This is a genomic window from Mycolicibacter sp. MU0083, from assembly GCF_963378075.1.
Lineage (GTDB): Bacteria > Actinomycetota > Actinomycetes > Mycobacteriales > Mycobacteriaceae > Mycobacterium > Mycobacterium kokjensenii.
The window spans coordinates 743,746-766,476 of record NZ_OY726394.1 but is presented as its reverse complement, the minus strand read 5'-3'; the positions used below and the strand labels follow the sequence as shown (position 1 = coordinate 766,476).

At 64.9% G+C, this 22,731-nt stretch carries 23 protein-coding genes, 5 tRNA genes and 1 pseudogene; 17 read left to right on the top strand and 12 right to left on the bottom strand.

Annotated elements, in window-relative coordinates; translation table 11 throughout:
* Window positions 1-14 precede the first annotated feature (14 nt).
* Window positions 15-458 (bottom strand): SRPBCC family protein, encoded by a 444-nt coding sequence (locus tag RCP38_RS03635; protein ID WP_308475655.1) that lies wholly within the window; start codon window positions 456-458, stop codon window positions 15-17.
* A gap of 66 nt (window positions 459-524) precedes the next feature.
* Here RCP38_RS03635 and RCP38_RS03630 point away from each other — a divergent pair, with 66 nt between their 5' ends.
* Window positions 525-866, top strand: a complete 342-nt coding sequence (locus RCP38_RS03630) for a DUF732 domain-containing protein (protein ID WP_308475654.1) — start codon at window positions 525-527, stop codon at window positions 864-866.
* A 4-nt stretch (window positions 867-870) separates the two neighbouring features.
* On the opposite strand, the gene RCP38_RS03625 is transcribed toward RCP38_RS03630, so the two are convergent.
* Window positions 871-1,704, bottom strand: coding sequence for a chymotrypsin family serine protease (locus RCP38_RS03625; protein ID WP_308475653.1), 834 nt, complete (start codon window positions 1,702-1,704; stop codon window positions 871-873).
* Between the two features lie 144 nt (window positions 1,705-1,848).
* Window positions 1,849-1,913 (bottom strand) — tRNA-Phe (locus tag RCP38_RS03620).
* Between the two features lie 175 nt (window positions 1,914-2,088).
* Here RCP38_RS03620 and RCP38_RS03615 point away from each other — a divergent pair.
* From RCP38_RS03615 to RCP38_RS03575, 9 genes and pseudogenes are all read left to right on the top strand, one after another.
* A pseudogene (locus RCP38_RS03615) lies at window positions 2,089-3,540 on the top strand (rolling circle replication-associated protein).
* Between the two features lie 18 nt (window positions 3,541-3,558).
* Window positions 3,559-4,149, top strand: a complete 591-nt coding sequence (locus tag RCP38_RS03610) for a DUF3800 domain-containing protein (protein ID WP_308475651.1) — start codon at window positions 3,559-3,561, stop codon at window positions 4,147-4,149.
* Window positions 4,150-4,520: 371 nt separating this feature from the next.
* Window positions 4,521-5,546 (top strand): S1 family peptidase, encoded by a 1,026-nt coding sequence (locus tag RCP38_RS03605; RefSeq protein ID WP_308477041.1) that lies wholly within the window; start codon window positions 4,521-4,523, stop codon window positions 5,544-5,546.
* Between the two features lie 95 nt (window positions 5,547-5,641).
* Entirely contained in the window at window positions 5,642-6,025 is a 384-nt protein-coding gene (locus RCP38_RS03600) for a TIR domain-containing protein (RefSeq protein ID WP_308475650.1), read from the top strand.
* Window positions 5,980-6,498: a RipA family octameric membrane protein gene (locus tag RCP38_RS03595; RefSeq protein WP_308475649.1), complete on the top strand. Its 519-nt coding sequence runs from the start codon at window positions 5,980-5,982 to the stop codon at window positions 6,496-6,498. Before RCP38_RS03600 ends, RCP38_RS03595 begins: the two co-directional genes overlap by 46 nt.
* The gene (locus RCP38_RS03590; RefSeq protein WP_308475648.1) at window positions 6,495-6,791 is read left to right on the top strand and encodes a DUF7701 domain-containing protein; all 297 of its coding nucleotides are present in this window, start codon (window positions 6,495-6,497) and stop codon (window positions 6,789-6,791) included. Before RCP38_RS03595 ends, RCP38_RS03590 begins: the two co-directional genes overlap by 4 nt.
* A gap of 92 nt (window positions 6,792-6,883) precedes the next feature.
* A complete protein-coding gene (locus RCP38_RS03585; RefSeq protein WP_308475647.1) occupies window positions 6,884-7,531 on the top strand; it encodes an N-6 DNA methylase in 648 nt (215 codons plus the stop codon).
* Complete coding sequence (locus RCP38_RS03580) at window positions 7,524-9,197, top strand: Eco57I restriction-modification methylase domain-containing protein (protein ID WP_308475646.1); 1,674 nt, start codon at window positions 7,524-7,526, stop codon at window positions 9,195-9,197. Before RCP38_RS03585 ends, RCP38_RS03580 begins: the two co-directional genes overlap by 8 nt.
* Window positions 9,190-11,733 (top strand): GIY-YIG nuclease family protein, encoded by a 2,544-nt coding sequence (locus RCP38_RS03575; RefSeq protein ID WP_308475645.1) that lies wholly within the window; start codon window positions 9,190-9,192, stop codon window positions 11,731-11,733. The genes RCP38_RS03580 and RCP38_RS03575 overlap by 8 nt, the downstream gene beginning before the upstream one ends.
* Window positions 11,734-11,764: 31 nt before the next feature.
* On the opposite strand, the gene RCP38_RS03570 is transcribed toward RCP38_RS03575, so the two are convergent.
* Together RCP38_RS03570 and RCP38_RS03565 are read right to left on the bottom strand one after the other, a co-directional pair.
* A complete protein-coding gene (locus tag RCP38_RS03570; protein WP_308475644.1) occupies window positions 11,765-12,721 on the bottom strand; it encodes a DUF3644 domain-containing protein in 957 nt (318 codons plus the stop codon).
* A 172-nt stretch (window positions 12,722-12,893) separates the two neighbouring features.
* The gene (locus RCP38_RS03565; protein ID WP_308475643.1) at window positions 12,894-13,322 is read right to left on the bottom strand and encodes an NUDIX hydrolase; all 429 of its coding nucleotides are present in this window, start codon (window positions 13,320-13,322) and stop codon (window positions 12,894-12,896) included.
* Between the two features lie 93 nt (window positions 13,323-13,415).
* On the opposite strand from RCP38_RS03565, the gene RCP38_RS03560 reads away from it, so the two are divergent.
* The 6 genes from RCP38_RS03560 (at window position 13,416) to RCP38_RS03535 (ending at window position 17,813) form a co-directional block, all read left to right on the top strand.
* Window positions 13,416-14,195: a GntR family transcriptional regulator gene (locus tag RCP38_RS03560; RefSeq protein ID WP_308475642.1), complete on the top strand. Its 780-nt coding sequence runs from the start codon at window positions 13,416-13,418 to the stop codon at window positions 14,193-14,195.
* A 101-nt stretch (window positions 14,196-14,296) separates the two neighbouring features.
* Window positions 14,297-14,719 carry a plasmid replication, integration and excision activator gene (locus RCP38_RS03555; RefSeq protein ID WP_308475641.1) on the top strand — a complete coding sequence of 141 codons (423 nt, stop codon included), beginning with the start codon at window positions 14,297-14,299 and terminating at the stop codon, window positions 14,717-14,719.
* Window positions 14,716-16,068 carry a cell division protein FtsK gene (locus tag RCP38_RS03550; protein WP_308475640.1) on the top strand — a complete coding sequence of 451 codons (1,353 nt, stop codon included), beginning with the start codon at window positions 14,716-14,718 and terminating at the stop codon, window positions 16,066-16,068. The genes RCP38_RS03555 and RCP38_RS03550 overlap by 4 nt, the downstream gene beginning before the upstream one ends.
* Complete coding sequence (locus RCP38_RS03545; RefSeq protein ID WP_308475639.1) at window positions 16,061-16,402, top strand: hypothetical protein; 342 nt, start codon at window positions 16,061-16,063, stop codon at window positions 16,400-16,402. Before RCP38_RS03550 ends, RCP38_RS03545 begins: the two co-directional genes overlap by 8 nt.
* A gap of 5 nt (window positions 16,403-16,407) precedes the next feature.
* A complete protein-coding gene (locus RCP38_RS03540; protein ID WP_308475638.1) occupies window positions 16,408-16,644 on the top strand; it encodes a helix-turn-helix transcriptional regulator in 237 nt (78 codons plus the stop codon).
* Window positions 16,644-17,813, top strand: a complete 1,170-nt coding sequence (locus RCP38_RS03535) for a site-specific integrase (RefSeq protein WP_308475637.1) — start codon at window positions 16,644-16,646, stop codon at window positions 17,811-17,813. The genes RCP38_RS03540 and RCP38_RS03535 overlap by 1 nt, the downstream gene beginning before the upstream one ends.
* Window positions 17,814-17,836: 23 nt before the next feature.
* On the opposite strand, the gene RCP38_RS03530 is transcribed toward RCP38_RS03535, so the two are convergent.
* From RCP38_RS03530 to RCP38_RS03520, 3 genes are all read right to left on the bottom strand, one after another.
* Window positions 17,837-17,913, bottom strand: a tRNA-Phe gene (locus RCP38_RS03530).
* A 33-nt stretch (window positions 17,914-17,946) separates the two neighbouring features.
* Window positions 17,947-18,020, bottom strand: a tRNA-Asp gene (locus RCP38_RS03525).
* Between the two features lie 43 nt (window positions 18,021-18,063).
* Window positions 18,064-18,136 (bottom strand) — tRNA-Glu (locus tag RCP38_RS03520).
* A gap of 135 nt (window positions 18,137-18,271) precedes the next feature.
* Here RCP38_RS03520 and RCP38_RS03515 point away from each other — a divergent pair.
* A tRNA-Lys gene (locus RCP38_RS03515) sits at window positions 18,272-18,347 on the top strand.
* Between the two features lie 50 nt (window positions 18,348-18,397).
* Here the strand turns inward: RCP38_RS03515 and RCP38_RS03510 are convergent.
* The 4 genes from RCP38_RS03510 to RCP38_RS03495 are packed head-to-tail and all read right to left on the bottom strand — an operon-like array spanning window position 18,398 to window position 22,726.
* The gene (locus RCP38_RS03510) at window positions 18,398-19,312 is read right to left on the bottom strand and encodes a class I SAM-dependent methyltransferase (RefSeq protein WP_308475636.1); all 915 of its coding nucleotides are present in this window, start codon (window positions 19,310-19,312) and stop codon (window positions 18,398-18,400) included.
* A 38-nt stretch (window positions 19,313-19,350) separates the two neighbouring features.
* On the bottom strand, window positions 19,351-20,682 hold the full coding sequence (locus RCP38_RS03505) for an amidohydrolase family protein (protein ID WP_308475635.1): 1,332 nt from the start codon (window positions 20,680-20,682) through the stop codon (window positions 19,351-19,353).
* Window positions 20,676-21,773, bottom strand: coding sequence for a CoA transferase (locus tag RCP38_RS03500; RefSeq protein ID WP_308475634.1), 1,098 nt, complete (start codon window positions 21,771-21,773; stop codon window positions 20,676-20,678). Before RCP38_RS03500 ends, RCP38_RS03505 begins: the two co-directional genes overlap by 7 nt.
* Window positions 21,770-22,726 (bottom strand): enoyl-CoA hydratase/isomerase family protein, encoded by a 957-nt coding sequence (locus RCP38_RS03495; protein WP_308475633.1) that lies wholly within the window; start codon window positions 22,724-22,726, stop codon window positions 21,770-21,772. Before RCP38_RS03495 ends, RCP38_RS03500 begins: the two co-directional genes overlap by 4 nt.
* Window positions 22,727-22,731: the final 5 nt, after the last annotated feature.

Here is a 22,731-nt window from a genome sequence, read left to right as displayed (position 1 = left end):
CACGACGAGCGAAATCAGCGGCCCTTCTTCACCTTGAGCACCTGGGTGCGCAGCCCGTCGGTGGCGGTCTTCATGCCGCCTTTGAGGGTGCTCTTGAGCAGGAACCCCGGCAGCGGGATGGACGGGTCGACGGCCATGTCGAAGCGCACCTTGGTCTTGTCGCCCTGCGGGGTCAGCGTGTATTTGGCGTCCTGGGCCTTGAGCTGACCGGCCGACACCAACGTCCAGCCGACACTGTCGCCGGTCCAGCTGTATTCCACGACCTGTTCGTCGGTCAGGCCCGCCGCCTTGATCCGCATCCGCACCCGGCGGGGACGTCCGTCGTCGTAGGTGTCGAGCACCTCGGCCTTTTCGTACTGCGGTGACCAGGACGGAACGGATTCGACGTCGGCGAGGACGTCGAAGATCTCATCCGGGCTCGCTTCGATGACCACCTCGCGGGAATCCTTGACTGCCATGGCTGAAACCCTAACCATGCGTGGGGTCCCGCGCGGGGATTTTCGTCGCGCTCGGGAGGTGGCACCATGGTGGACATGCATGTGAACGCCCGTTTCGCCGCTGTCCTGCTGGCTGCCGCGGCACTGGCCGCCGCGCCGACCGCCTCCGCCGATGACGCGAGCTATCTGGCCCGGGTCAATGCCTCCGGGGTGGCGATCCCGGTCGCCGATCACGTCAAGGTGACCTCGGGGCACTACATCTGTGCCCAGTTACGCATGTACGGCCACACCGGGACCTACCGCGCCGGGGTCTCGCCGGGCGATCTGGTGCGCCAGTTGACCAACACCTTCTACTACAGTCCCGCGGCCGCCGACGTCCAGATCGCCGCGGCGCAGGCCGAGCTCTGCCCGGAGACGTTGCGGGGCTAAGGCTTCAGCCGAGGCCGAACCCGGCGCCGGGGCCGCCCTTGGCGTTGAGGTCGGCCAGGATCGCCTTGAACATCACGATGCCCGGCCCCAGCTGATCCAGCGGCCCGGCCGGGACGGTGGCGTCGTGGACCATGCCGACGATCAGGTTGTCGACGGTGACCGGCGCCCCGTCGTCGCCGGGTTTCCACCAGTCTTCGCCGGCGGTGTCCACCCCGCCGGGACCCAGGTCGTAGCAGTTCAGGCCCGTGCCGCGGCCGAGTTTGCAGATCTGTTGGGCCGCAGGAGGTTCCGGGGCGGGCGGTTCGGCGTCGACGGGTTCCGGGGCGGGTACGGGTTCCGGGGCCGGCGCGGGTTCAGCAGCCGCCGGGTCCGGGGCGGGCGCGTCTGCTGCGGCGGGTTGCGTGTCACCGGTCTGCGGTTCGGCGGGTTCGGGTTCGACGGGTTCGGGTTCGACGGGACCCATCCCGAAGATCCCGAAGCCCTCGTAGTCGCCGATCGGTTTCACCTTGGCCGGATCGAGCTCGAGCACCGCGTAGTCGAGGCCCTCGTCGGTGGCCACCACCGTCCCGACCGGGCCGTGGTCTTCGGCACCCTCCACGAGCACCGACGATCCGGTCGGCCCGCAGTGCGCGGCGGTGAATCCGATCAGCCGGCCGGCACTGTCGTGGCCGATGGCGGTCAGGGTGCACAGCACGTCGTCGTGCAGCACGAGCGCGGCGCCGCCGCCGAGCTGGAGCTTGTCATTGACTGCGGAGGCGGTCGGCATCGCGGCGCCTGCGATCAGAACAGCCGCCGTCGCGGCCATCGCCGATGTCCGTCGAATGACTGGTTGTCGCACGGTGGTTCAGTTTATGGGTGTAGCGCCGTGGGAACGGGGAGCCAACGCCGACCGGCGTTCTACGTACCGAGAAGCATCTGCAGTATCGGGAACCGCCCGACCATGATCGTCGAGTTCGGCGGTGGTGAGCCGTCACCCTCAAAGTGGCCAGGGCCGGGATCGAACCGGCGACCTTCCGCTTTTCAGGCGGACGGGATAGCTACTGACCTGCGGTTTATCTGCCTCTGTGCGTCGTATGCGCCGCATTGAGCAGGGCTGACGTACTCGGCCTGTCCGGCGAACGGACATAAACCGGACACTGTGCTTGCACTCCCGACAGGGAGCTCTTCTTCGCTCGTCACTTGGTGACGCGCGCGCCGCGGGCTCCCGGGGAGCAGGTACCGGATGCCCAGAATCACCGGATCGACCGGCGGGCACGACACCCACTACGGCACGGCGGTCCACCGTTTGGCCAGCAATCACCCGAACGGCCAGCCGGAACACGGCCGTAGCCGCGGACGCCGGGAGGCCGCGAGCGTCCGAGGCCGCCAGGCCGCAGGGCGCGACAGCCGGCCGGGAGGCGGGAGCGGCGGAGGTCGTGTTCCGGCTGGGACTCCCGGGCTTGTTATATGTCCCAAAAGTGTCCGCGACGACGCCGAGTCCGGTGACGCCACAGACTGGTCGGCCGCCGATGCTCTGAGGCTGCGGTTCCCGAGCCCCGAGATGGTCACCTCGGCGGCAGCGCTCTTCGAGCCGGCGGCGCCGTGGGCGCACGGCATCGACCGCCTCGGCGTGGAACCTGAATCCGCGCGGTTCCGGATCACGGTCGGCCCTGGCGTGGTCCGGCTGAGCTGGACCAATCCTGTCCGCGCCGAAAAATCGGCCGAACGCGAGGTGGATCGGCACCGGTTCGACGCGGCGGTCGAAGAAGACCGCATCAAGTCCGGTCGGGGCGAAGCTGACCCGCCTGGCCGGTCGATCACCGAATGGTCTCGCAAGTCGCGTGCCACGATGTGTCGCACCTTCGCCGAACTCGACTACACCCCGCTCGTGGAATCCGGGCGGGTGCCGGCGATGATCACGCTGACCTATCCCGGCGACTGGGAGGCCGTCGCCCCGGATGGGGCAAGTGTCAAACGACACATGGTGTTGTGGCGCAAGCGCTTTCAGCGCGAATATGGAGAATCGGCGCGCTACATCTGGAAGCTGGAGTTTCAGCGACGCGGCGCACCGCATATTCACCTGTGGATGGCGCCGCCGATGTCACCGGGCTGCTCGGGTCGCGGCTTCGCTCAATGGCTGTCCGAGGCGTGGGCGCAGGTCGTCGACCACCCTCACCCGGAGCAGAAGGCGCGGCATCGGCTGGCCGGCACTGCCATCGACGTGCGCAATGGACTGCGCGCCTGCGATCCCAAACGCCTGGCGATTTACTTCACCAAACACTCTTCGCCAAACATGGACGGCGACAAGGAGTATCAGCACATCGTGCCTGAACTGTGGCGGCAGCCCGGTCACGGTCCCGGCCGGTTCTGGGGTGTTTACGGACTCAAGAAGGCCGTCGCCGTCGTGGAGGTCGCCCAGGACGCGTATCTGACCGCTCGTCGGATCGTGCGGCGCTGGTCACGCAACCAGGCGGTATACGGCGACACGGCCAGCCGGTTCCCCACGGCCTTGGTGCCGCGTATGGCGGTTCGCTTGGTACCGCGTGTCAACCGGGATACCGGCGCAACGACTCATCGGAGAGTCCGGCGACGACGAACCGTCTGCAATCAAGGCGGCCTGGCCGGCGGATACGCGCTGGTCAACGATGGGCCGGGCTTCGCCGCCCAGCTTGCCCGCGCAATCGCGTCCGCATAGAGCAGTACGCTCCGAACCGTGCTTCTGGCTTACATCGACGAGTCGTACGACAAGGTCGAGTACTGGCTCACCGCGCTCGTCGTGCCTGCTGACAACGCTCTGCAGCTTCAAAGCGACCTTGACACAGTCGTTTCCGACGCCGCGAGCAGTTACGGCGTTTCTCCCGATGCCGAGCTTCACGGAAGCCACATCCGCGGCGGGAAAGGCGACTGGTCAGGCATGAAGGAGATGATCCGCGCCCGGATCAAGGTCTACTCCGACGCCCTCGAAGCCATCGCGGCCTGCAACGGGCTGGAACTGGCATTTCGCGGAATCGACATCCCGAAGCACAAGGCCCGGTACGGGTCGGCGGCGTGGCATCCACACCGGGTGGCGCTCGACTTCCTGTGTCAGTCGTTGAACGGCATGGCGTTGGGGAAGAGCACGCACTTCTTGGCCATCGCCGACGAGATCGACCAAGCGGACACCCTGCGCGCCAGTTACTGGCACTTTCAGCGACTCGGAACGCTCAGCCCGTACACCTCCAAAATCGACAGAGGCGTGGATGCGCTCCACTTCGCGCCGTCCAAGCACAGCCGTTTACTCCAAGCCGCTGACCTGGTGTCGTAGCTCAATTTCAGGATGCGGCGCTCTGGCATCACCAATCCGCTGGCGCGGCAGGCCGACGCAGACTTGGCGGAAATCGTCGCGCCAAAAAGATGCGTGTGGAACCTCTGGCCGTAGATGCACAACAGCCCCGCCTAGGGCGGGGCTGCGGCTCACAGAATCCTTTCGGAGTTCCGGTGCCCATCATACCGGACCTGCCGGCATTCACAACCGCCGTGACATGGCCGCCTGCATGGCTGTAACCGTCCCCACCGCGGCTAGCGTCATGGACCATGCCACACGTCAGCGCTGACCACGAGGAATCCGCGACGCCAAGGCAGCACACGCCGGCTGACCTAAAGCCTGGCACTTCCGCATGGCGTGTGAACGTCGCGATGTGTGCCCACCAGTTCTTCGGGCTGGTCCACAACCCCGCGATGGCGGCGGCGATCGGAAAGCCCGAACCTTCACCCACCGATCCAGCTGGCGGGCCGCCGAAGACCGTGCCCCTTGAACCATGGTCCGTCGCCGACTTCTCGAAGTACCTGCATAGCCTCGGCCTCCCCGCCGCCGGCGAGGCGGTTACCCTCCACCGCCTCCTCAGTGCGATGGAACGCGCCGGGCTACTGTTGCCGTTCGGCTGGAACCCGCAAATGCCGATCATGGGCCAGCAGTACATCTCCCAGGGCGGCGCCTCGAATGGCCAGCTTGGCGGCAACCTGTGGTTATCCGAGGTGTTCGGCGCTGAACTCATCATCCCGAGCTACAACGCGGTGACAGTTCAACTCACCGGCCACGATGTCGAGGGCAACCCGGTCGACAGCTGGGGCACCGGCCTCGTCGTCGACCACAGCCACGTCATCACCAACAAGCACGTCCTGACTGGCCTCGCAGGCAACAGCTCAGGTCTTTCCATCTACCCGTCACGCAACCACGCCGACGCGGCTCAGGTGAACTGCTCGGGGACCGCTCGCGCGCATCCCACGCTCGACGTCGCCGTGATCAAGTTCGACATGCCCGACGGCATGTACCTACCGCGGCTCGCCGGCATGGCGTTCCGGGACCCCGACTGGGCCGACGAAGTCTACGTGTTCGGCTATCCGCGGGTGCCGATGACGGCGGAGATGGCCATCACGGTGCAGCGCGGAGAAGTCGTCAACCCGGCAGCCGCAACCATCCCCGACCGCCAGAAGATCTTTCTGTACTCGGCCATCGCGCGGCCTGGCAACAGCGGTGGTCCGATCGTCGCGCAAGACGGCCGCGTGATCGGCCTTGTGGTCGAGGACTGCGGCGAATCACCGTCGACGGATGCCGGACCGGCCGCGGCACCGTTTTATCGCGGTATCCCTTCGAGCGAAGTGATCCGGGCACTCGACGAACTTGGCTTTGGCGGCATCATCGAGATGGACACGCTGCGGTAACTGGCCTGAGCACACCGAACGCTCCGCAACTTGTCGGCGGCCTCTGGCAGTGTCTTGCGGTAGGCCGGGAGTTCGAGCCAGAGGGAGATCACAACGTGGTGCAACGAGCCTTCATCAGCTTCGACTACGACAACGACGCACGGTTGAAGGACCTGCTGATCGGCCAGTCGAAGCACTCCGACTCACCGTTCGAGGTGCATGACTGGTCGATAAAGACGGCCTCCCCGACGTGGCGCGACGAGGCCCGGCGCCGTATCCGTGCGAGTGGGCTGATGATCGTTCTCTGCGGGAGGCACACCCACACCGCAACAGGCGTCGGCGCCGAACTCGGGATTGCCCAAGACGAGGGGGTGGACTACTTTCTCCTGGCGGGATACCGCGATGGCGGCAACACCAAGCCGACCACCGCGCGGTCCACCGACAAGATGTATACGTGGACCTGGGACAACCTCAAGAAGCTGGTGAACGGCGGCCGATGAGCGGACCAAGCGACGACCTGCCGGACCCGCGGGTACTGGACATCTACAAGCTCACAGTCGAAATGGCGGACCGCGTTTCCGCGCGGCGCGCGTTGGCCAACGCATTCTTCCTCACCGTGAACACCACACTCGTCGCGGTCGTGGGCCTCTCGGGTGAGCAACCCGACTCCACACTTCAGTTCATCGCCGTCTGCGCAGCCGGTGTGGCCGTATCCGTGTGCTGGTGGCTCCTGCTGCGCGTCTACCGGAGACTGAACTCGGCCAAATTTGCGGTGATCAACCACATCGAGGCCGAGCACCTGCCGGTCAAGCCGTACACGGACGAGTGGGCTGAGCTGAGCCGTGACGGCTGCACCTGCCGCACGGGGCGGATCGCAAGATCCTTTCGGGAGCTGGGCGGCGTCGAGCGCGTCGTGCCGATCGTCTTCGGATGCCTGTACATTGCCCTGCTGATCGGCAGACTGCTCGGATGACCTACCTCGACGCCGACGCTGAACTGATTCAGAGCTACCTACCCGAGGGCACCCACGTGCCCAAGGACTCTAGCGACCTGTTCGTCCTCTACGCCGTCCTGATGCGAGCCAAGGGCGAAGACACCCAGGGAGCCGACGTGCACGACGCTTGGTCCGCGTGGAAATCCCGCAGTGAACCCGACCACGAGTCGATCCGCCCCTACGACCAGCTCTCGCCGTCCGTCCGGAAAGAAGACGCACCATTCCTCGCCGCGATACACAGCGCGGCCCGCGCCCAGGCCAGACGCAGGTGACACCGCCGCCGCCGGCCTGGCTACTTGGCGCAGCCTTAGCGGCATGGGCGGACCTACACCCTTTCAGTGCCTCGACTCATTAAGCTTTCGCCGTGAACCTGGTGAAGTCGAAAGCGCGCATGGCCGACCACGGCGAGGTGTTCACACCGCCGTGGATGGTTGACGCGATGCTCGACCTTGTGAAGGCCGAATCAGAAAGAGTCGACTCCCGATTTCTTGAGCCCGCATGCGGCTCGGGCAACTTCCTTGTCCCCGTGCTCAAGCGCAAGCTGGCGTCGGTTCACGCGCGCTACGGCCAAAGCGGCTTCGAGTGGCGCAACCAGGCGCTGCTGGCGCTGATGTCGATATACGGCATCGAGCTGCTCGATGACAACGTCGCCGAGTGCCGCCAGAATCTGCTGGAGGTCTTCGCCGCCGACCTCCGCATCGCCGAGGGGGACCCGTTCCACGCCGCGGCGAAGGCCGTCCTCACCGTGAACGTCGTGCATGGCGATGCGCTGTCGATGACCACACGGGGAGCCAGGTCGCAGCCCATCGCCTTCGCCGAGTGGTCGTATCTGGGGAAGGGACGCTTTCATCGGCGGGACTTTCGCTTTGACACGATGGCGCAGATGTCGTCCTTCCGCGAGGAGGACACCCTCTTCGGAGACCCCGGCAAGCACGAGGTTTTCACTCCCACTAAGTCCTACGGAACTCTGTCGGTCGCCGACATCGCTAGCCGGGGCGGCACCGATGACTGATCATGCCGCATTCAGCCTGCGCAACCGGAATCCAGACGTATTGACCTGCATCGCGAACCTTTCCAACGACGAGGTTTCGACCCCGCCCGAACTTGCCAACCGGATGCTGGACCGGATCGCGGAAGCATGGGCTGACGGCAACGCGGGTGACAATATCTGGTCCGACAAGTCGCTGACGTTTCTGGACCCATTCACCAAGTCCGGCGTGTTTCTGCGGGAGATCACTGCGCGCCTTACCGACGGCTTGAAGGACGAGATCCCTGACATTCAGGAGCGCGTCGACCACATTCTGACCAAGCAGGTTTTCGGCATCGGGATCACTGCACTCACCACCCTGATCGCTCGCCGCAGCGTCTACTGCTCGAAGTCGGCCAATGGGAAGCATTCCGTTGCCAAGTCCTTCACCACGGAGGCGGGCAACATCTGGTTCGAGCCCCTCAAGCACACCTGGTCCGGAGCCACCGAGTTCGTCGAAACCGCGGACGCGGAAGGAAACCCGGTCCGCAAGGGCATCAACGGAAAATGCACGCACTGCGGGGCCAGCCAGGTCGCGTTCGACCGCGACGAAGGTTTGGAAACGCACGCCTACGCTTTCATCCACACCGACGACATCAACGCTCGGATCGCCGAGCTGTTCGGAGACAACATGCAGTTCGACGTGATCATCGGCAACCCGCCTTACCAGCTCGACGACGGCGGGTACGGCACCAGTGCGGCGCCCATCTATAACAAATTTGTCGAGCAGGCCAAGCAGCTCAACCCACGTCTTCTGTCGATGGTTATCCCAGCCCGCTGGTTCGCCGGCGGCAAGGGTCTCGATGATTTCCGAGAGTCCATGCTGAGCGATGACCGCGTGCGCTCCATCGACGACTATCTGAACGCATCGGACGTCTTCCCGGGGGTCGGCCTCAAAGGTGGTATCTGCTACTTCCTGTGGGACCGCGATAATCCTGGCGAATGCCGCGTCACCACGAACTTCAAAGACGACGCACCGTCCACGGTCGTGCGGCCTCTGCTCGAAGAGGGCGCCGACGTGTTTATCCGGTTCAATGAGGGGTTGTCGATCCTCAAGAAGGTTGTCGCCGTGGAGACAGCGCAATCCGAGTCGCTGTCACTGCCTGAGGACAAGAGCTTCGAACAACTGGTCAGCGCACGAAAGCCTTTCGGCCTGGATACGACGTTTAAAGGTAAGGCCAGTAAACGTAACGCCGACCTATTGATTTATCAGAACGGCGGCACGGGCTATACCCCACGGGCGTCTATAACTACGGGCACCGAACTGGTCGATAAGTGGAAGGTATTCATAAGTTACGCGGCCCCGGGAACAGGCAACAAGGACACCTATCCGCACCGGATCATCAGTACACCGTTTGTCGGGGAGCCCGGCAGCATCTCTTCGGAAACCTACCTCTGCATCGGGCCGTTTGAGTCAAATGAGGAGGCGGAGAGCGTGTTGTCTTACCTCTCATGCCGACTTACCCGACTGCTGATTCTTCTTCACAAGCCGTCCCAACACGTCACGCGCAAGGTCTACACGTTCGTGCCCACTCAAGACTGGACGCAGAAGTGGACGGACGAGGCGCTCTACGAGAAGTACGGCATCACCAAGGATGAGATCGCCTTCATCGAGAAGGTGGTGCGACCGATGGAGTTGTCGGATGAGTAAGTCCGAACAAGAACTTCTACCGGAGAAACCCGAAGCACGTTTGCGGATCTACGCATACTCGATCGAGGACGACGCCCATGCCGGTCTTCTCAAGATCGGCCAGACCACGCTCGACGTGAAGACCCGCATCGAGCAGCAGCTGAAAACCGCGGCGATCGAGAACTACACAATTCTCCTCGACGAGTCAGCCGACTGTGACGACGGTTCCACGTTCAGCGACCATCAAGTGCGGGCCCGGCTCAAAGCCAAGGGCTTCGCCAACCCGCAGCTGGAGTGGATGCAGTGCACCGTCAACGACGTGGCGACGGTGATCACCGAGTTGCGCACCGGCCAGCAACTCACCGGCACGCACCACGAGACATTCGCGATGCGACCTGAGCAGTCCGCTGCGGTGAACAAAGCCCATGCCTACTTCCAGTCGATCTGGTCAGAAGACACCAATGCCGCGCCGCGCTTCCTGTGGAACGCCAAGATGCGATTCGGCAAGACGTTCGCCACCTACCAGCTGGCCAAGAAGCTGGGCGCGATGAAAATCCTGGTGGTCACCTTCAAGCCAGCCGTGGAGGACGCCTGGCAGCGGGACCTCGAATCACACGTCGATTTCGACGGTTGGCAGTATCTGTCGAAAGCAACCGGCGGGGATCCGACCACGGCCGACAAGGACCGCCCGCTCGTCTACTTCGGTTCCTTCCAGGACCTTCTGGGCAAGGATCAAGCGGGCAACATCAAGGCTAAGAACACCTGGCTACACGAAACCAACTGGGATCTCGTCGTTTTCGACGAGTACCACTTCGGTGCGTGGCGGGACAGTGCTCAGGAGCTGTTCGGGGGTGAGGATGCATCCGAGGCCGCAAAAGAGACGGCCGCTCAGTTCCATGCGGCCGGGCTGGATGCTGTCAACGAGGAGCTGGACGAGCTCGGCGAAAGCGAAGCCGAGTTTCTTCCCATCACTACCAAGGCCTATCTGTACCTGTCCGGCACACCGTTCCGGGCGCTGGCGACTGGCGAGTTCATCGAGGAACAGATTTTCAACTGGACCTACACGGATGAGCAACGCGCGAAACAGGAATGGGCTCAGGCACATCCGGGAGAGTGGAACCCGTACGGTGCGCTACCGGAGATGCGGCTGCTCACCTACCAGATGCCTGATGAATTGCTGGCCATCGCGACTCAGGGTGAGTTCGACGAGTTCGACCTGAACGAGTTCTTTGTCGCGGGCGGCACTGGTGCGGTCGCTGAGTTCAAACACAAGGACGAAGTCCAGAAGTGGCTCGACATCATCCGCGGCGCCTATTCAGCGACCCAGGTCGACAACCTGAAGTTAGGAGCGCAGAAGCCGCCGTTCCCATACTCCGACGTCCGCCTGCTGCCATACCTGAACCACTCGTTCTGGTTTCTTCCGTCAGTGGCGGCGTGTCATGCGATGGCGAATCTGCTGGCCGAGAAGCAGAACGTGTTCTTCCATGACTACAAGGTGCTCGTCGTCGCCGGCCAGGGCGCAGGTGTCGGTTTGGCGGCGCTACCGCCGGTGCGCGAGGCGATCGGCAGCGGGCACGATTCGAAAACCATCACGTTGTCCTGCGGGAAGCTGACTACTGGGGTCACAGTCCCGCAGTGGTCATCGATCCTGATGCTGCGCAACCTGCATTCGCCGGAGACCTATTTCCAGGCCGCGTTCCGGGTGCAATCTCCGTGGTCGATCAAGAATCCGAACGGTGACGACCCCAACCTGGAGGAGTCGCTCAAGCCGGTGTGCTTCGTCTTCGACTTCGCCCCAACCCGGGCACTGCGCCAGATCGCCGAGTACGGCGCCGGCCTGTCACCAGACGCCGCCAACCCTGAGGACGCCGTGAAAGAACTGGTGAGCTTCCTGCCGGTGCTGGCTTTCGACGGCTCTCACATGACGCAGTTGGATGCGGGCGCCATTCTCGACACCGCGATGACGGGAACGTCGGCGACGCTGCTCGCCCGCAAATGGGAATCGGCCCTGCTGGTCAACGTCGACAACGACACGCTTCGAAAGATCCTCGACAACCCGGCGGCGCTAGAGGCGATCATGCGGATAGAGGGGTTCCGAAAGCTCGGCGAAGACGTGTTCGAGACTGTGATCAACAAGAGCGAGAAGGTCAAAGCGACCAAGAAGGATAAGGGCGATGACATCACCGCGGCGGAGAAGCGAGAACTCACCGCCGAGGAGAGAGAGTACAAATCCAAGCGCAAGTTGATCCAGGAGAAGTTGGTCAAATTCGCGACTCGAATCCCGGCTTTCATGTACCTCACCGACTTCCGCGAGAACACGCTCAAGGACGTCATTACCAAGCTAGAACCCGGCTTGTTCAAGACGGTCACCGGCCTGAGCGTGGACGACTTCCATCTGCTGGTTTCTCTCAACGTTTTCAACAGCACCCATATGAACCAAGCCGTGTTCGCGTTCCGCCGCTACGAGGATTCGTCGTTGTCCTACACCGGGATCGACAGTCACGAGGGGCTCAGCCACCTGGGCCTGTACGACACAGTCGTCGCACGTGAGGAGTAGCCCCCTTTAGCGACAAGCAATTCCGGGTGAGTCATGTTGATCTATTCTTATATTCAGCACGCATTTGATCATATTTCTCGTCTGAGATCGATACTAGATAGGTAACCGCATCTCCGGACCACACGTGCGTAGCGGCATTACTATGCTTCCAGGCATATTTCACCTTTTCCCGAAGGGATTCTTTCCAGCAAATTGCCTGATAATCATACATGGTTAGAGGTCTTCCGGAACGCTTTTTGTTAACCTTTTCAAGCAGCTCTGTAGCACTGAACGGATGCGTTAAGTTCGGGTCGGTCTTTCGTAATACCACCTGACCATCAGCGGTAGATGAAATCGCAACGGCAAGGTCAGCGCTCGTCAAATTTTTGACCGATTGCATGTTGATGTCATAGACCGTCGCCACGCGGACCATATCGGCAGCGGACGCTTCTGCATCGTCCATGAATTTCCGCAGTTCGTCGATAAACTCCTGAACCTCAGCAACCATCGTTGCACTCTTATCAACTTTCATGAATTGCACCGCATCCGCAGGAGCTGTCGCCCCGAGCGGTAGCAACTGCCACGTCATTGAGTTGGCCAAGTCCTTCTTGAACTTCGCAAGCACGAAGTCTCGATAATTTAAAACATTCTGCTGCAGGAAAGGGTAGATGACAGCGCCTAACCCCTGAGCGTTGTAGAGATGAATAACGCGGTCACGGTATTCCGTCAATGCCTTGACGTTCGCCGTGACCGCAGGGCCGTCTACACCATCAGGCCACAGGCCGGCCGAGTTAACCCGGTTAAGTGCGTCATCGATCCCGATCGATCGATAGCGCTCACCCCGCTGTTTCCCATAAAAGATTGAACGCCCTTTCTGACGCAATGTTGCTTTCAGTGCTAATTCCCAAGCGTTCACGATTAATATAACCGTCACCTCGTCGCGGTACGACATTTGCGGTTTGTTATAGACTTCGACAGCAGCCAACATCGCGGCCAGAGAGTTATCCACTAATCGCTTGATAGAAACGTATGGGGCGCTCAACGTGGTTCCTTCATCGGGTAACTACTATGCGGGGCTGCCGAGCAATGTCTACTCCCAGCTGTCAGTAACGAGATGCGCCGACACCCGGATAAGAACCCCCAAGGTAGTCGACATACGGATGACGTGCCCGGTAACGCGCTCACGAACTCAGCAGCTCAACTCCGTCATGGGCGCGTGACGGTACGCCTTCACCGAACGCATCCAGGACCCGCACCCCGAACGCCGGCACCATCGCAGACTGCACTTCCTCCGTTGTCATCCAACGGATTTCCCGCGCCTCGTCGGTCGCGTGCGGTTCACCGCCAGTAGGCCGGCAGCGGTACACCAACGCAACGATTCCGCGGGTCAGGTTCTTGTAGACACCCGTGAGCCGTTCAACCTCGACCTTGAGCCCCGTTTCTTCCAGCACCTCGCGCTTCACGCCGGTCTCGAATGATTCGTCGAGTTCGAGCACGCCCCCAGGCGCTTCCCAGTGGCCGTTGTCGTCGCGCCGGATCACCAGGACGCGGCCATCCTGGCGCACGACGACGCCGGCCACACTGACCGAATGTTTGGGCATGGTTGTCATCGCTGGATCTCCCTTGTTCGACGCCGTCAGGAGTGACACCGACAGACTCGTTCTATAGGCTAGTCGTCTAGACGTGTAAGGGAAGGTCTGCGGGTGCTGGAACTTGGACAGATCGACCGTGCAGCGGACACGCCGCCGTACCGGCAGATCGCGGGCATGTTGCGGCAGGCGATCCGCGCCGCCCGACTCACCCCCGGGGAGCGACTGCCCTCGGAGACCGCGCTGATCGAGCACTTCGGCGTAGCCCGCATGACTGTGCGCCAGGCCGTCCAAGAGCTTCGCGCCGAAGGACTTGTCGTCTCGGAACACGGCCGGGGCGTTTTCGTGCGGCCAACTCCCCCGATCCGACGCCTGGCATCGGATCGCTTCGCCCGAAAACACCGCACGGAAGGCAAGGCAGCCTTCAGCGTCGAAGCGGAGAAGTCCGGCTACACGCCACAAGTCGACAACATCGTGGTGGGACGGCAGAAGCCGGATTCGGTTGTGGCTGAGCGGCTTCGCATACCGACCGACCACGAGGTCGTAGTCCGGTCACGGCGCTATCTGGCCAACGGGCGGCCGGTCGAGACCGCGGTGTCGTACATACCGGCAGCATTCGCCGACGGCACCCAAATCGAGCAGGTCGACACCGGCCCCGGCGGTATCTACGCCCGACTGGAAGACAGTGGCCACGCGCTGGCCCGCTTCACCGAAGAAGTCGGCGCCCGGATGCCCACGCCCGAGGAACGCCGGCAGCTGGAGCTCGGACCGGGTGTTCCGGTGCTGACGGTCGTCCGCACCGCATACGACACCAATGACGTGGCCGTCGAAGTCTGCGACACGGTGAAGGTCGCGTCCGCATACCTGCTCGAATACGATTTCTCCGCCCGCTGAACCACGAAACCCTCCTCGATCCGGCCATAACCGTTGCGGTCCTCTAGACGACTATGTATCTTGAACTTGTCTAGAGCAGTTCCAACGCAGAAAGGCCAACCATGTCCGTACCGAAGTGGCTCACAGTGCCCCACCAGCAGGTTTTCCCCCACAAGGCGTTCCTGGTCTCCGACGTGACAGCCGTGATCGACTACGACCGGTCCACGAAGGACAACCGAGTCCAGGCGACCGACCGCGAATCCGGCCAGCCGCTCTGGCAGGTGGAAGTCCTCGACGGCGACCCGGCAGCAAGCAAGCGAACACGCACGGTCACCGTCAAGTTCGTCGGACCAACCCAGCCGGTGTGCCCGCCGAACAACAGCGGAATGCCTTTCACCCCGGTGGTTTTCGAGGGGTTGTCCGTGCTGCCGTATGTCGACCGGTCGAGCGAGTCCGGCCGCATCGCGTGGTCGTTCCGCGCCTCCGCGATGGCAGCCGACACGGAGAAGGCGAGCGCGCCGACAGTGGGGAAGGCGTCAGCATGAATCCCTTTGCGCCTGATCCAGGAGTACCCGCCGACCCGTATCCCGGGCGCGGGGTCGACTTGATCGACTTGATCAATCACCTCACGCACTTGGTCATCACCGGCGTGATTTGGTCCATCGTCATCGTCTGCCTTGGCGCCTTGGCCGCCGTCGCCTGGCGCCTGAGTTCGCCAGACACCTACGAGCAGCACTTCGCCGCTCCTGCGCGGCGGATGCGGTGGCGCCTCTGGCCGCTGTTCGGTTGGTCCAGGGTGGCCAAAGCCTGCGGGTTGTCGGCCTCCGAACAAGTCACCCGCAAGACCGCGGATGGCAAGACGACAACCACCACGAAGTGGACCCACCCGCGTGTGCTGGGTGTCGGCACTTCCAGCCACTGCCTTCGCATCACGGTGCGCACTCGGACCGGTCAGACGGTCGATGACCTCGAAAGAGCGGTCCCAGCAATCCGCGACGCCCTACGCGCTCACTCGGCGCGGGCAACGGTGGTCTCGCCTGCGACGGTGCGCATGGAATTCGTTATGCGCCCCCACCTTTCAACGGTAGAAACCGCTGTCCCGACAAGTCGGATAGCGACGACCGGTGTGGATCTGGGGCGACGTGAGAACGGATCGCCCTGGAACCTACGGATCGCAGAACGCCAGACGCTGACCGTCGGCTGCTCCGGTTCGGGCAAGGGTTCGATCTTCTGGGGCATCGCCGGCGGATTCGGCCCGGCGGTAAAGGCAGGCGTAGTGCGGCTGCTAGCCATCGACCTGAAGTACGGGATCGGAGTCGCCATCGGTTCACCGCTTTTCACCACCGTTGCGACGACCGAGGCCGCGGCCGCACAGCTGCTCCAGAAGCTCGAAGAAGTCATGGACAAGCGTGGCAATCAGATGGCAGGCACGGCGCGCGCTCATAAGCCGACCGCTGGCAATCCGCTGCTGGTCCTACTGATCGACGAGCTGGCCGGCCTGACGGCCCACATGACCGATGCGAACCTCAAGAAACAGGTAGCAGGCTCACTGTCTCGGATTCTGACCAAGGGCCGGGGACTCGGCATTGTGGTAGTCGCCTTCATGCAGGACCCGCGCAAAGAGATCCTGCCGATGCGCGGACTGTTCACCCAGACGATTGCGCTCCGGCTCCGTTCCCGTGACGAGGTAGCCATGGTGCTCGGCGACGGGCTCGCCGACGTCGCGCCAGCCCACCGCATCAGCCCGAACGATCCGGGGACCGGCTACGTCATCGACGAGGACGGGCAGGTAACCAAGGTGCGATCTGACTTCTGGACTGACAACCAAATCAGCTCTACCGCACAGAAATACGGGCGGACGCATACTACCGAGGAAGGACAGCGCCATGAGTGACGACGGGCCAATCTTCGAGCCACCCGACCAGGATCAATTGGCGCGCCGAGCTGATGATCTTCGGCACCGAGCCGAGCTCGTCCGCCGATACGGCTGGGACCAGTACCGGAGTCACTGGTCCACAGGCGAAGTTCTCGGAGTCGCCTTGGTCCTCGACGATCAGACCGAACTGTCGCGCCGCTTCGCAACAACGGAGTTCGCCCTTGCCACCTGGGCATTCACCCTGTGGGGAATCACTCGCGGCGAAGACGATGTCGCAGCCGGACTGGCGGCCACCCTGGCCTGGTTCGACGCACTCCGCGAGCAAACCACCGGATCGCAGCCGCCGAGGTGATGGAGATGGTTACTCACGGCATCCGGGAAGCTCTCGTCACCGCCGGCGGCTTCCCAGAGCTGCTCACCGTCGATCAGGTGTCAGCGCTCTTGGGGGTCTCCGCTGCCACGCTCAACCGCTGGGCCGCGCTCCGGGAAACCACCGGCGAACAAATCGGTCCGCCCTGCTACACCCTGTCGGAGCGGGTGCGCCGCTGGGATTGCGCTGAAGTTCGGTCCTGGTTGAAGCAGGTGCGCCGGTAATGGCCGGCAACACCCCGCGCGGCATCCGAAAGCGCCTCAACGCGGCCGGAGAGCCCCGCTACCAAGTGCGGTACCTGATCCGCGATCCGGACGCGCTGTCCGGCTGGGTTGAAACGTCCGCCACGTTCCCGACACTGCGGGAGGCAAAGGCGTTCAAATCCGAACGAGACAACGAGGCCGCACTCGGTGCCCGCCGGTTCGACCCGCGCCTCGGCCGTACCCCACTGAATCGGATCTGGGCACAGTTCTCCGAATCCAAGAAACCCGCGGTGTCACCGAAGACGTGGAGCGGCTACACCCAGCACTGGGAACTGCGCATCGCGGCCCGGTTCGGCCACATACCGGTTGATGAGATCACCCGGGCTGAAGTCCAGGCTTTCGTTGACGGGCTCACGGTCGGGCCGTGGGCAAAGGTGTCCACGCTGCGGCTCCTGCGGTCGATCCTCGACGTCGCTCACCAGGACGGCCGGATCCACCGCAACCCCGCCGCAGGCGTTTCAGCGGGCCGTATTCCCGAGCGGGAACGCCACCGCTACCTCACCGCACAGGAAGTGCAGGCCCTGACCATCGCGTGCGGCGACCAAGGCGACGTCGTGACCATCCTCGCCTACACCGGCCTGCGCTGGTCCGAGCTCGTCGGCCTCCGCGTCAAAGACATCGACCTCATCGCTCGTCGGCTCTACGTCCGACGTGCCGCGCCCGAAGTCGAAGGGCACATCATCATCGGGCCGCCCAAGACTCGCGCCGGAATCCGAACTATCCCACTCCCCCAAGTCGTCGTCGACATGCTCAAAACGCGCATCGGCGGGCGGGCTCCCGACGAGCCGGCCGTCACCTCACCCAACGGGGCATTACTGCGATCGAACAACTGGCGCAGGCACACGCACTGGAACAAAGCACTGAAGAAGACCGACTTGGCACCCCTGACGATCCACGACCTGCGCCACACCTACGCCAGCCTGGCCAGAAAGTCCGGCGCGGATCTGCGCTACGTACAGAAAACGATGGGCCACTCGACACCGACCGTCACCGCGAACATCTACAGCGACCTCTACTCCGACGAGCTGGATCAGGTCGCAACCAACCTCGATCAGCTTCACGCGACTGAGATTCACCCACCGAGGACCGGACAAGAACCGGACGAATCAAACCGACAACCGAGTGCATAACCCGTGTCTATGCAGGTAGAACGTGGTGGCCAGGGCCGGGATCGAACCGGCGACCTTCCGCTTTTCAGGCGGACGCTCGTACCAACTGAGCTACCTGGCCGGAAGGCACCAGGTGCCTCGCCGTAATAAAAAGCGACCCTGACGGGACTTGAACCCGCGACCTCCGCCGTGACAGGGCGGCGCGCTAACCAACTGCGCCACAGGGCCTTGCTTGTACTGCTTCACTCCCGGCGTTACCGCCGCTTGCGAGTACCCCCAACGGGATTCGAACCCGTGCTACCGCCGTGAAAGGGCGGCGTCCTAGGCCACTAGACGATGGGGGCCAGAACCGAATCTCTCCGAGGCACTCACAACGTTTCACGTTGGGAGCTTGGTTAGCTTAGGGCACAAGAGGCCGAATCCTCAAACCCGGTCCCGAGCGCGACCCGATCCGGCGGGCAGTATCCTGTTCGAGCACGGCCCCTATAGCTCAGTTGGTAGAGCTACGGACTTTTAATCCGCAGGTCGCAGGTTCGAGCCCTGCTGGGGGCACCACACCACCGTCCGTTCTCCGGCGTCGTCGGGCCCGATCGCTGTGACCCGTCTCATACCGCGGGGCCCGCCAAAACGGCACTCAAATAGGTCATGTCATCGAAGGCGACCGCCAGATCGTCGTCGCCGTACTCCAGTCCGTACTCGGCGTATTTGTCGCGGACCTGAGTGCCGGTCACCGTCCAGCCGGCGGCGGTCAGGTAGTCGGGGATGTGGTTGCGGTCGCCGTGATAGACCAGATCACCGATCTCCACCTCGGCGCCCAGTGCGGCCATCTTCTCCCGGTGTGCACGCCATTCCGGGCCGGAGAACACCGTGGTGTCGCCGATGAACTCGCACGCCACCCGGCTACCCGGGGCGCTCAGCGACGTGATGGTGTCGAACAGCGCATCCTGGGCGTCGGGCTGCAGGTAGATCAGCAGGCCCTCGGCGCTCCACACCGTCGGCGCCTGCGGGTCGAAGCCGGCGGCCTTCAGCGCTGCGGGCCAGTCGTCACGCAGGTCGATGGCCACGGTGCGGCGTTCGGCGGTCGGCTGCGCACCCAGGTCACGCAGCGTGCTGGTCTTGAAGTCGATCACCTCCGGCAGGTCGACCTCGTAGACCACGGTGCCGGCCGGCCAGTCCAGTCGGTAGGCGCGGGAATCCAGGCCGGAGGCCAAGATCACCGCCTGGCGGATGCCGCCGCGAGTCGCGGACAGGAAGTGCTCGTCGAAGAATCGGGTGCGCACCCCCATGCCGTGTCCCATCCGGACCGGGTCGAACTCGCCGCCTTCGACGACGGGGATCTCGCCGTCCACCATCCGGGTGAAGAAGTCGATGCCGACCGCGCGCACCAGCGGCGCCGCCCACGGGTCGTCGATCAGCTTGTCCGGTCCCGCGGTGGCCAGGGCGCGCTGCGCGGCCACCATGGTCGCCGTCGCCCCCACGCTGGATGCCAGGTCCCAGCTGTCACTGTCCGAACGCGTCATCGATGCCTCTCCCGTTGTTCGCAAACTATCTAGCCAGGCTACCGACCGTCGTGCACCACGGCACCGGCGACAACGGTTAGCCGCACCGGAGCGGCGCCGAGGGCGGCCGGGTCACCGTCGAGCAGGCAGAGGTCACCGGGTTCCCCGACGGCGACGCGGCGCGGTACGGCGGGCCGATCGGCCCACCCGGTGAACCCGTGCAACGCGGCGCTCGCGGCGATCCGCTCGCCGGGCCCCAGGACCGCACCGCCGGGGGTGCTGCGGTGCACCGCGGCACGCATGGCTGCCCAGGGATCGCCGTCGCCGAACGGGGTATCGGTGGACAGTGCGACGGGAATCGCGTTGCGCTGCAACGACGCCAGCCGCCACAGTTCGTGGTGGTGTTCGGGTGCGATGCCGGCCAGGTACTCGTCGCCACGTTCGGCGACGAAGTTCGGTTGGGTGACGACGGTGATGCCCAGCGCGGCCAGGTCGGCGAGCCGGTCCTCGGGTACCACCGCGGCGTGTTCGATGCGGTCCGCCGGGTGGGTGCCGACGGCCTGCCAGGCGGCGATCGCGACGGTCAACTGGGCGTCGGTGACGCAGTGCACCGCCACGCCGTGACCCCGAGAATGGTTGCCAGACAACGCTTCTGTCAATTCTTCCAGGTCCAGTCGGTCGTCGTCGAGGATGATCTTGACGGGCCCGATGCTGACTCCGGGCGCTGCGGCGGTACCGGCGGGTGCCAGGCAGTGCAGTCGCTGCAGCAGTTCTCCGCTCCGGCGGGCCGCGGCGAATCTGGCGATGTCGGCGTCGGTGTGCCCGGGGGTGGCCTCGGTGATGCCGGTGACGCCGTAGGCCGCCAGTCGCCGACTCCAGACCGCCAACGGGGGTTCGCGCGGCGGCAGTGCCGGTGCCGGATCGCCGTGGGCACGCAGCAGTCGCCCGTCCGGGCGGTCGGTCAGGCCGGCACGGACCAGCCCGGTGGTGTTGAGCACCCACAGCGCACCGCTGCGGTGCGCCACGCGCACCGGAATCTGCGGCGAAAGCCGTTCCAGCAGTGCGGCATCGAGTTCCCCGGCGACCGATTCGTGGTAGCCGTAGCCGCGCACCCAACCGTCGGCGTCGGGCACGGCGGCCCGCAGCGCGGCGGCCAGTTCGTCGAGGGTCCGCACCTGCGGTGGACCCAGGCGCACCGATTCCAGTGCGGCCGCAGCCGATCGCAGATGCACGTGGTGGTCGTGCAGGCCGGGGATCACCGTGGCGCCGTGGGCGTCGACGACGTCTTCGCCGGGTTGGGCGGCCAGCGCCGGGGCGAGTTGTTCGATGGTGTCGCCGAGCCGGATGTCGACGCACGACCCGCCGGGCAGGACCGCACGCCGGATCAGCACGGGGCGCCCGCCCGCGCTAGGAGTTCAGCGATCCGGGCGTTGTCGGCGCCCAGCACCGGGCCCGGCGCCGTGACCCGCGGCGGTGACACCGCGGGCTGCGCCGTCGAGCAGATCGCGGGCAGGGCGGTGTATTCGGCTGCAACCTCGGCCAGGGCGAGGGTGATCAGCTCACCGCCGCCGCGGGCCAGCGAATCGGCGACGGCGGCAGCCGCTTCGATCCCGGTCAGCGGGTCGGCGATCGCGTCGCCGCAGAACACCGGGTCGCCGCCACCGTCTCGGTCCACCAGTCCCCCGGCGACCGCGGCGTCGTCACCGAACCCGACGTAGCCGCAGTCGGCACCGTGGGCGGTGATCTGCAGCCAGACCCGTCCGGGCCGGTCCGCAACGTCCAGCGGACCCAGTCCACGACGGGCCAGCGCGGCCGGCCGCGACCCCTCCAACACCACGTCTGCGGCGGCCAGAAGCCGGGCCAGCATCGCATGATCCCGATCGAAATCCAGTGCGCAGGAAAGTTTCCCGCTGTTCATCCAGTCGAAGAACGCGGCCGGACCGTTGCGGGTGCCGTCCGGGCGCGACGGGCTCTCCACCTTGACCACGGTCGCTCCGGCCCGGGCCAACAGTTGCCCGCACAGCGGCCCGGCCCACAGTGAGGTCAGGTCCACCACCAGTGCCCCGCGCAGCGAACCGCCCGGCCCGGCCGCACCCACCCGCCGGATCACCGGTGCCGCGGCAACCGTCTCGCCCAGCACCGCGGCGGGCAGATCGAGCAGGCGGGCCCGTGCGACCACCTCGACCGCGCGCCGCCCGGCCGCCCACGCGGCGACGCCCGCCCACGGTTCGGTGCAGTCGGCTTCGATCAGGGCGGGTACCGCTTCGAGGTCGTCGGGCCGCGACAGCGTCAGCGCCCACCATCCGTCGGCCGCCGCCAGCAGTCGGGTGGCGCCCCCGGCCGAGACCCGCCCGCGGCTCGCCCAGCCCAGCAGCGCCGCCCGCCCGGCCAACAGCTGCCCGGCGTCGGCGGCGACGCCGGTCGCCGTGGTGAAGCGGCGCAGTGTCTGCTCGGCGCGGGCCCGCACCGCCGCCGGAATCATCTAAGGACCGCGATCTCGTCGATCAGGCCCCAGTCCAGCGCGGTCTGCGCGTCCAGGGTGCGGCCGGACAGGATCAGATACGCGGTGCGCCACCGGCCGATGCGGCGGGTGACGCTGACGGTGCCGCCGGCCCCCGGTATCAGGCCCAGGCTCAGTTCGGGAAGGCCCACCACCGTGGCGGGGTCCGCGGTCACCCGCCCGCAGAAGGCGGCCATCTCCAGGCCGCTGCCCAGCACCTGTCCGTGGATCTCGGCGCGGCAGCGGGCCCCGAGTCGCGCGGTGAGCGCGTCCAACCCCAGCGCGGGGCTGTGCCGGGTGCGGGCCAGATGTGCGGCGGCCACGTCGGTGAAGCTCCCGAACTCGGCGAGGTCGCCGCCGCTGCAGAACGACGGGCCGATCCCGCTGAGCACCACCTGATCGATCGCGGTGTCGGCGGCGGCCACGGCCAGTCCGTCGAGCAGCACGGCCCGGGTCGCGTTGTCGAAGGCGTTGTGGCGTTGCGGGCGGTTGAACCGCAGGTGCAGGGTGTCGCCATCGCGGTCGAGCAGCATGGGCTCGGCGGCCGCCGGCACGGACGCCGGGCCGCGGGCGGCCAGCCAGGCGGCGAACTCCGGGCCGGCCTGCAGCACCGAGTAGGCCAGCGATTCGGTGATCACCCCGGCGAAGGCCGGGGCGGCCGGGTCCACGGCACGCAGCACGTCGTCGCAGATCGCCGACGCCTGCGGCCACTGCCGGCACCGCTCGGTGATCTCGGCGAGCGCGTCGGGTACCGAGGCGACGGTGATCACCCGGGGATCGGTGGTGTCGGTCTCGGTGAGGGTGCAGGTGACTCGTGACAGCAGGTGCCGGGCGTGCGCGGTGTCGAACCGGGTTCCGGTCGCGATGACGATCCCGGCGCCGGGTACCGCGGCGGCGGGAGAATCGGGATCGTCGAGGTCGACCGTGGCGATCATGTCGC

What these genes read in the sequence shown, in the direction of transcription:
- RCP38_RS03605 (WP_308477041.1), top strand. Translation starts at nt 4,521, where the DNA reads ATGTGTGCCCACCAGTTCTTCGGGCTGGTCCACAACCCCGCGATGGCG.
- RCP38_RS03545 (WP_308475639.1), top strand. Translation starts at nt 16,061, where the DNA reads ATGAGTGACGACGGGCCAATCTTCGAGCCACCCGACCAGGATCAATTG.
- RCP38_RS03635 (WP_308475655.1), bottom strand. Translation starts at nt 458, where the DNA reads ATGGCAGTCAAGGATTCCCGCGAGGTGGTCATCGAAGCGAGCCCGGAT.
- RCP38_RS03540 (WP_308475638.1), top strand. Translation starts at nt 16,408, where the DNA reads ATGGTTACTCACGGCATCCGGGAAGCTCTCGTCACCGCCGGCGGCTTC.
- RCP38_RS03580 (WP_308475646.1), top strand. Translation starts at nt 7,524, where the DNA reads ATGACTGATCATGCCGCATTCAGCCTGCGCAACCGGAATCCAGACGTA.
- RCP38_RS03495 (WP_308475633.1), bottom strand. Translation starts at nt 22,726, where the DNA reads ATGATCGCCACGGTCGACCTCGACGATCCCGATTCTCCCGCCGCCGCG.
- RCP38_RS03590 (WP_308475648.1), top strand. Translation starts at nt 6,495, where the DNA reads ATGACCTACCTCGACGCCGACGCTGAACTGATTCAGAGCTACCTACCC.
- RCP38_RS03575 (WP_308475645.1), top strand. Translation starts at nt 9,190, where the DNA reads ATGAGTAAGTCCGAACAAGAACTTCTACCGGAGAAACCCGAAGCACGT.
- RCP38_RS03510 (WP_308475636.1), bottom strand. Translation starts at nt 19,312, where the DNA reads ATGACGCGTTCGGACAGTGACAGCTGGGACCTGGCATCCAGCGTGGGG.
- RCP38_RS03535 (WP_308475637.1), top strand. Translation starts at nt 16,644, where the DNA reads ATGGCCGGCAACACCCCGCGCGGCATCCGAAAGCGCCTCAACGCGGCC.
- RCP38_RS03550 (WP_308475640.1), top strand. Translation starts at nt 14,716, where the DNA reads ATGAATCCCTTTGCGCCTGATCCAGGAGTACCCGCCGACCCGTATCCC.
- RCP38_RS03630 (WP_308475654.1), top strand. Translation starts at nt 525, where the DNA reads ATGGTGGACATGCATGTGAACGCCCGTTTCGCCGCTGTCCTGCTGGCT.
- RCP38_RS03555 (WP_308475641.1), top strand. Translation starts at nt 14,297, where the DNA reads ATGTCCGTACCGAAGTGGCTCACAGTGCCCCACCAGCAGGTTTTCCCC.
- RCP38_RS03565 (WP_308475643.1), bottom strand. Translation starts at nt 13,322, where the DNA reads ATGACAACCATGCCCAAACATTCGGTCAGTGTGGCCGGCGTCGTCGTG.
- RCP38_RS03500 (WP_308475634.1), bottom strand. Translation starts at nt 21,773, where the DNA reads ATGATTCCGGCGGCGGTGCGGGCCCGCGCCGAGCAGACACTGCGCCGC.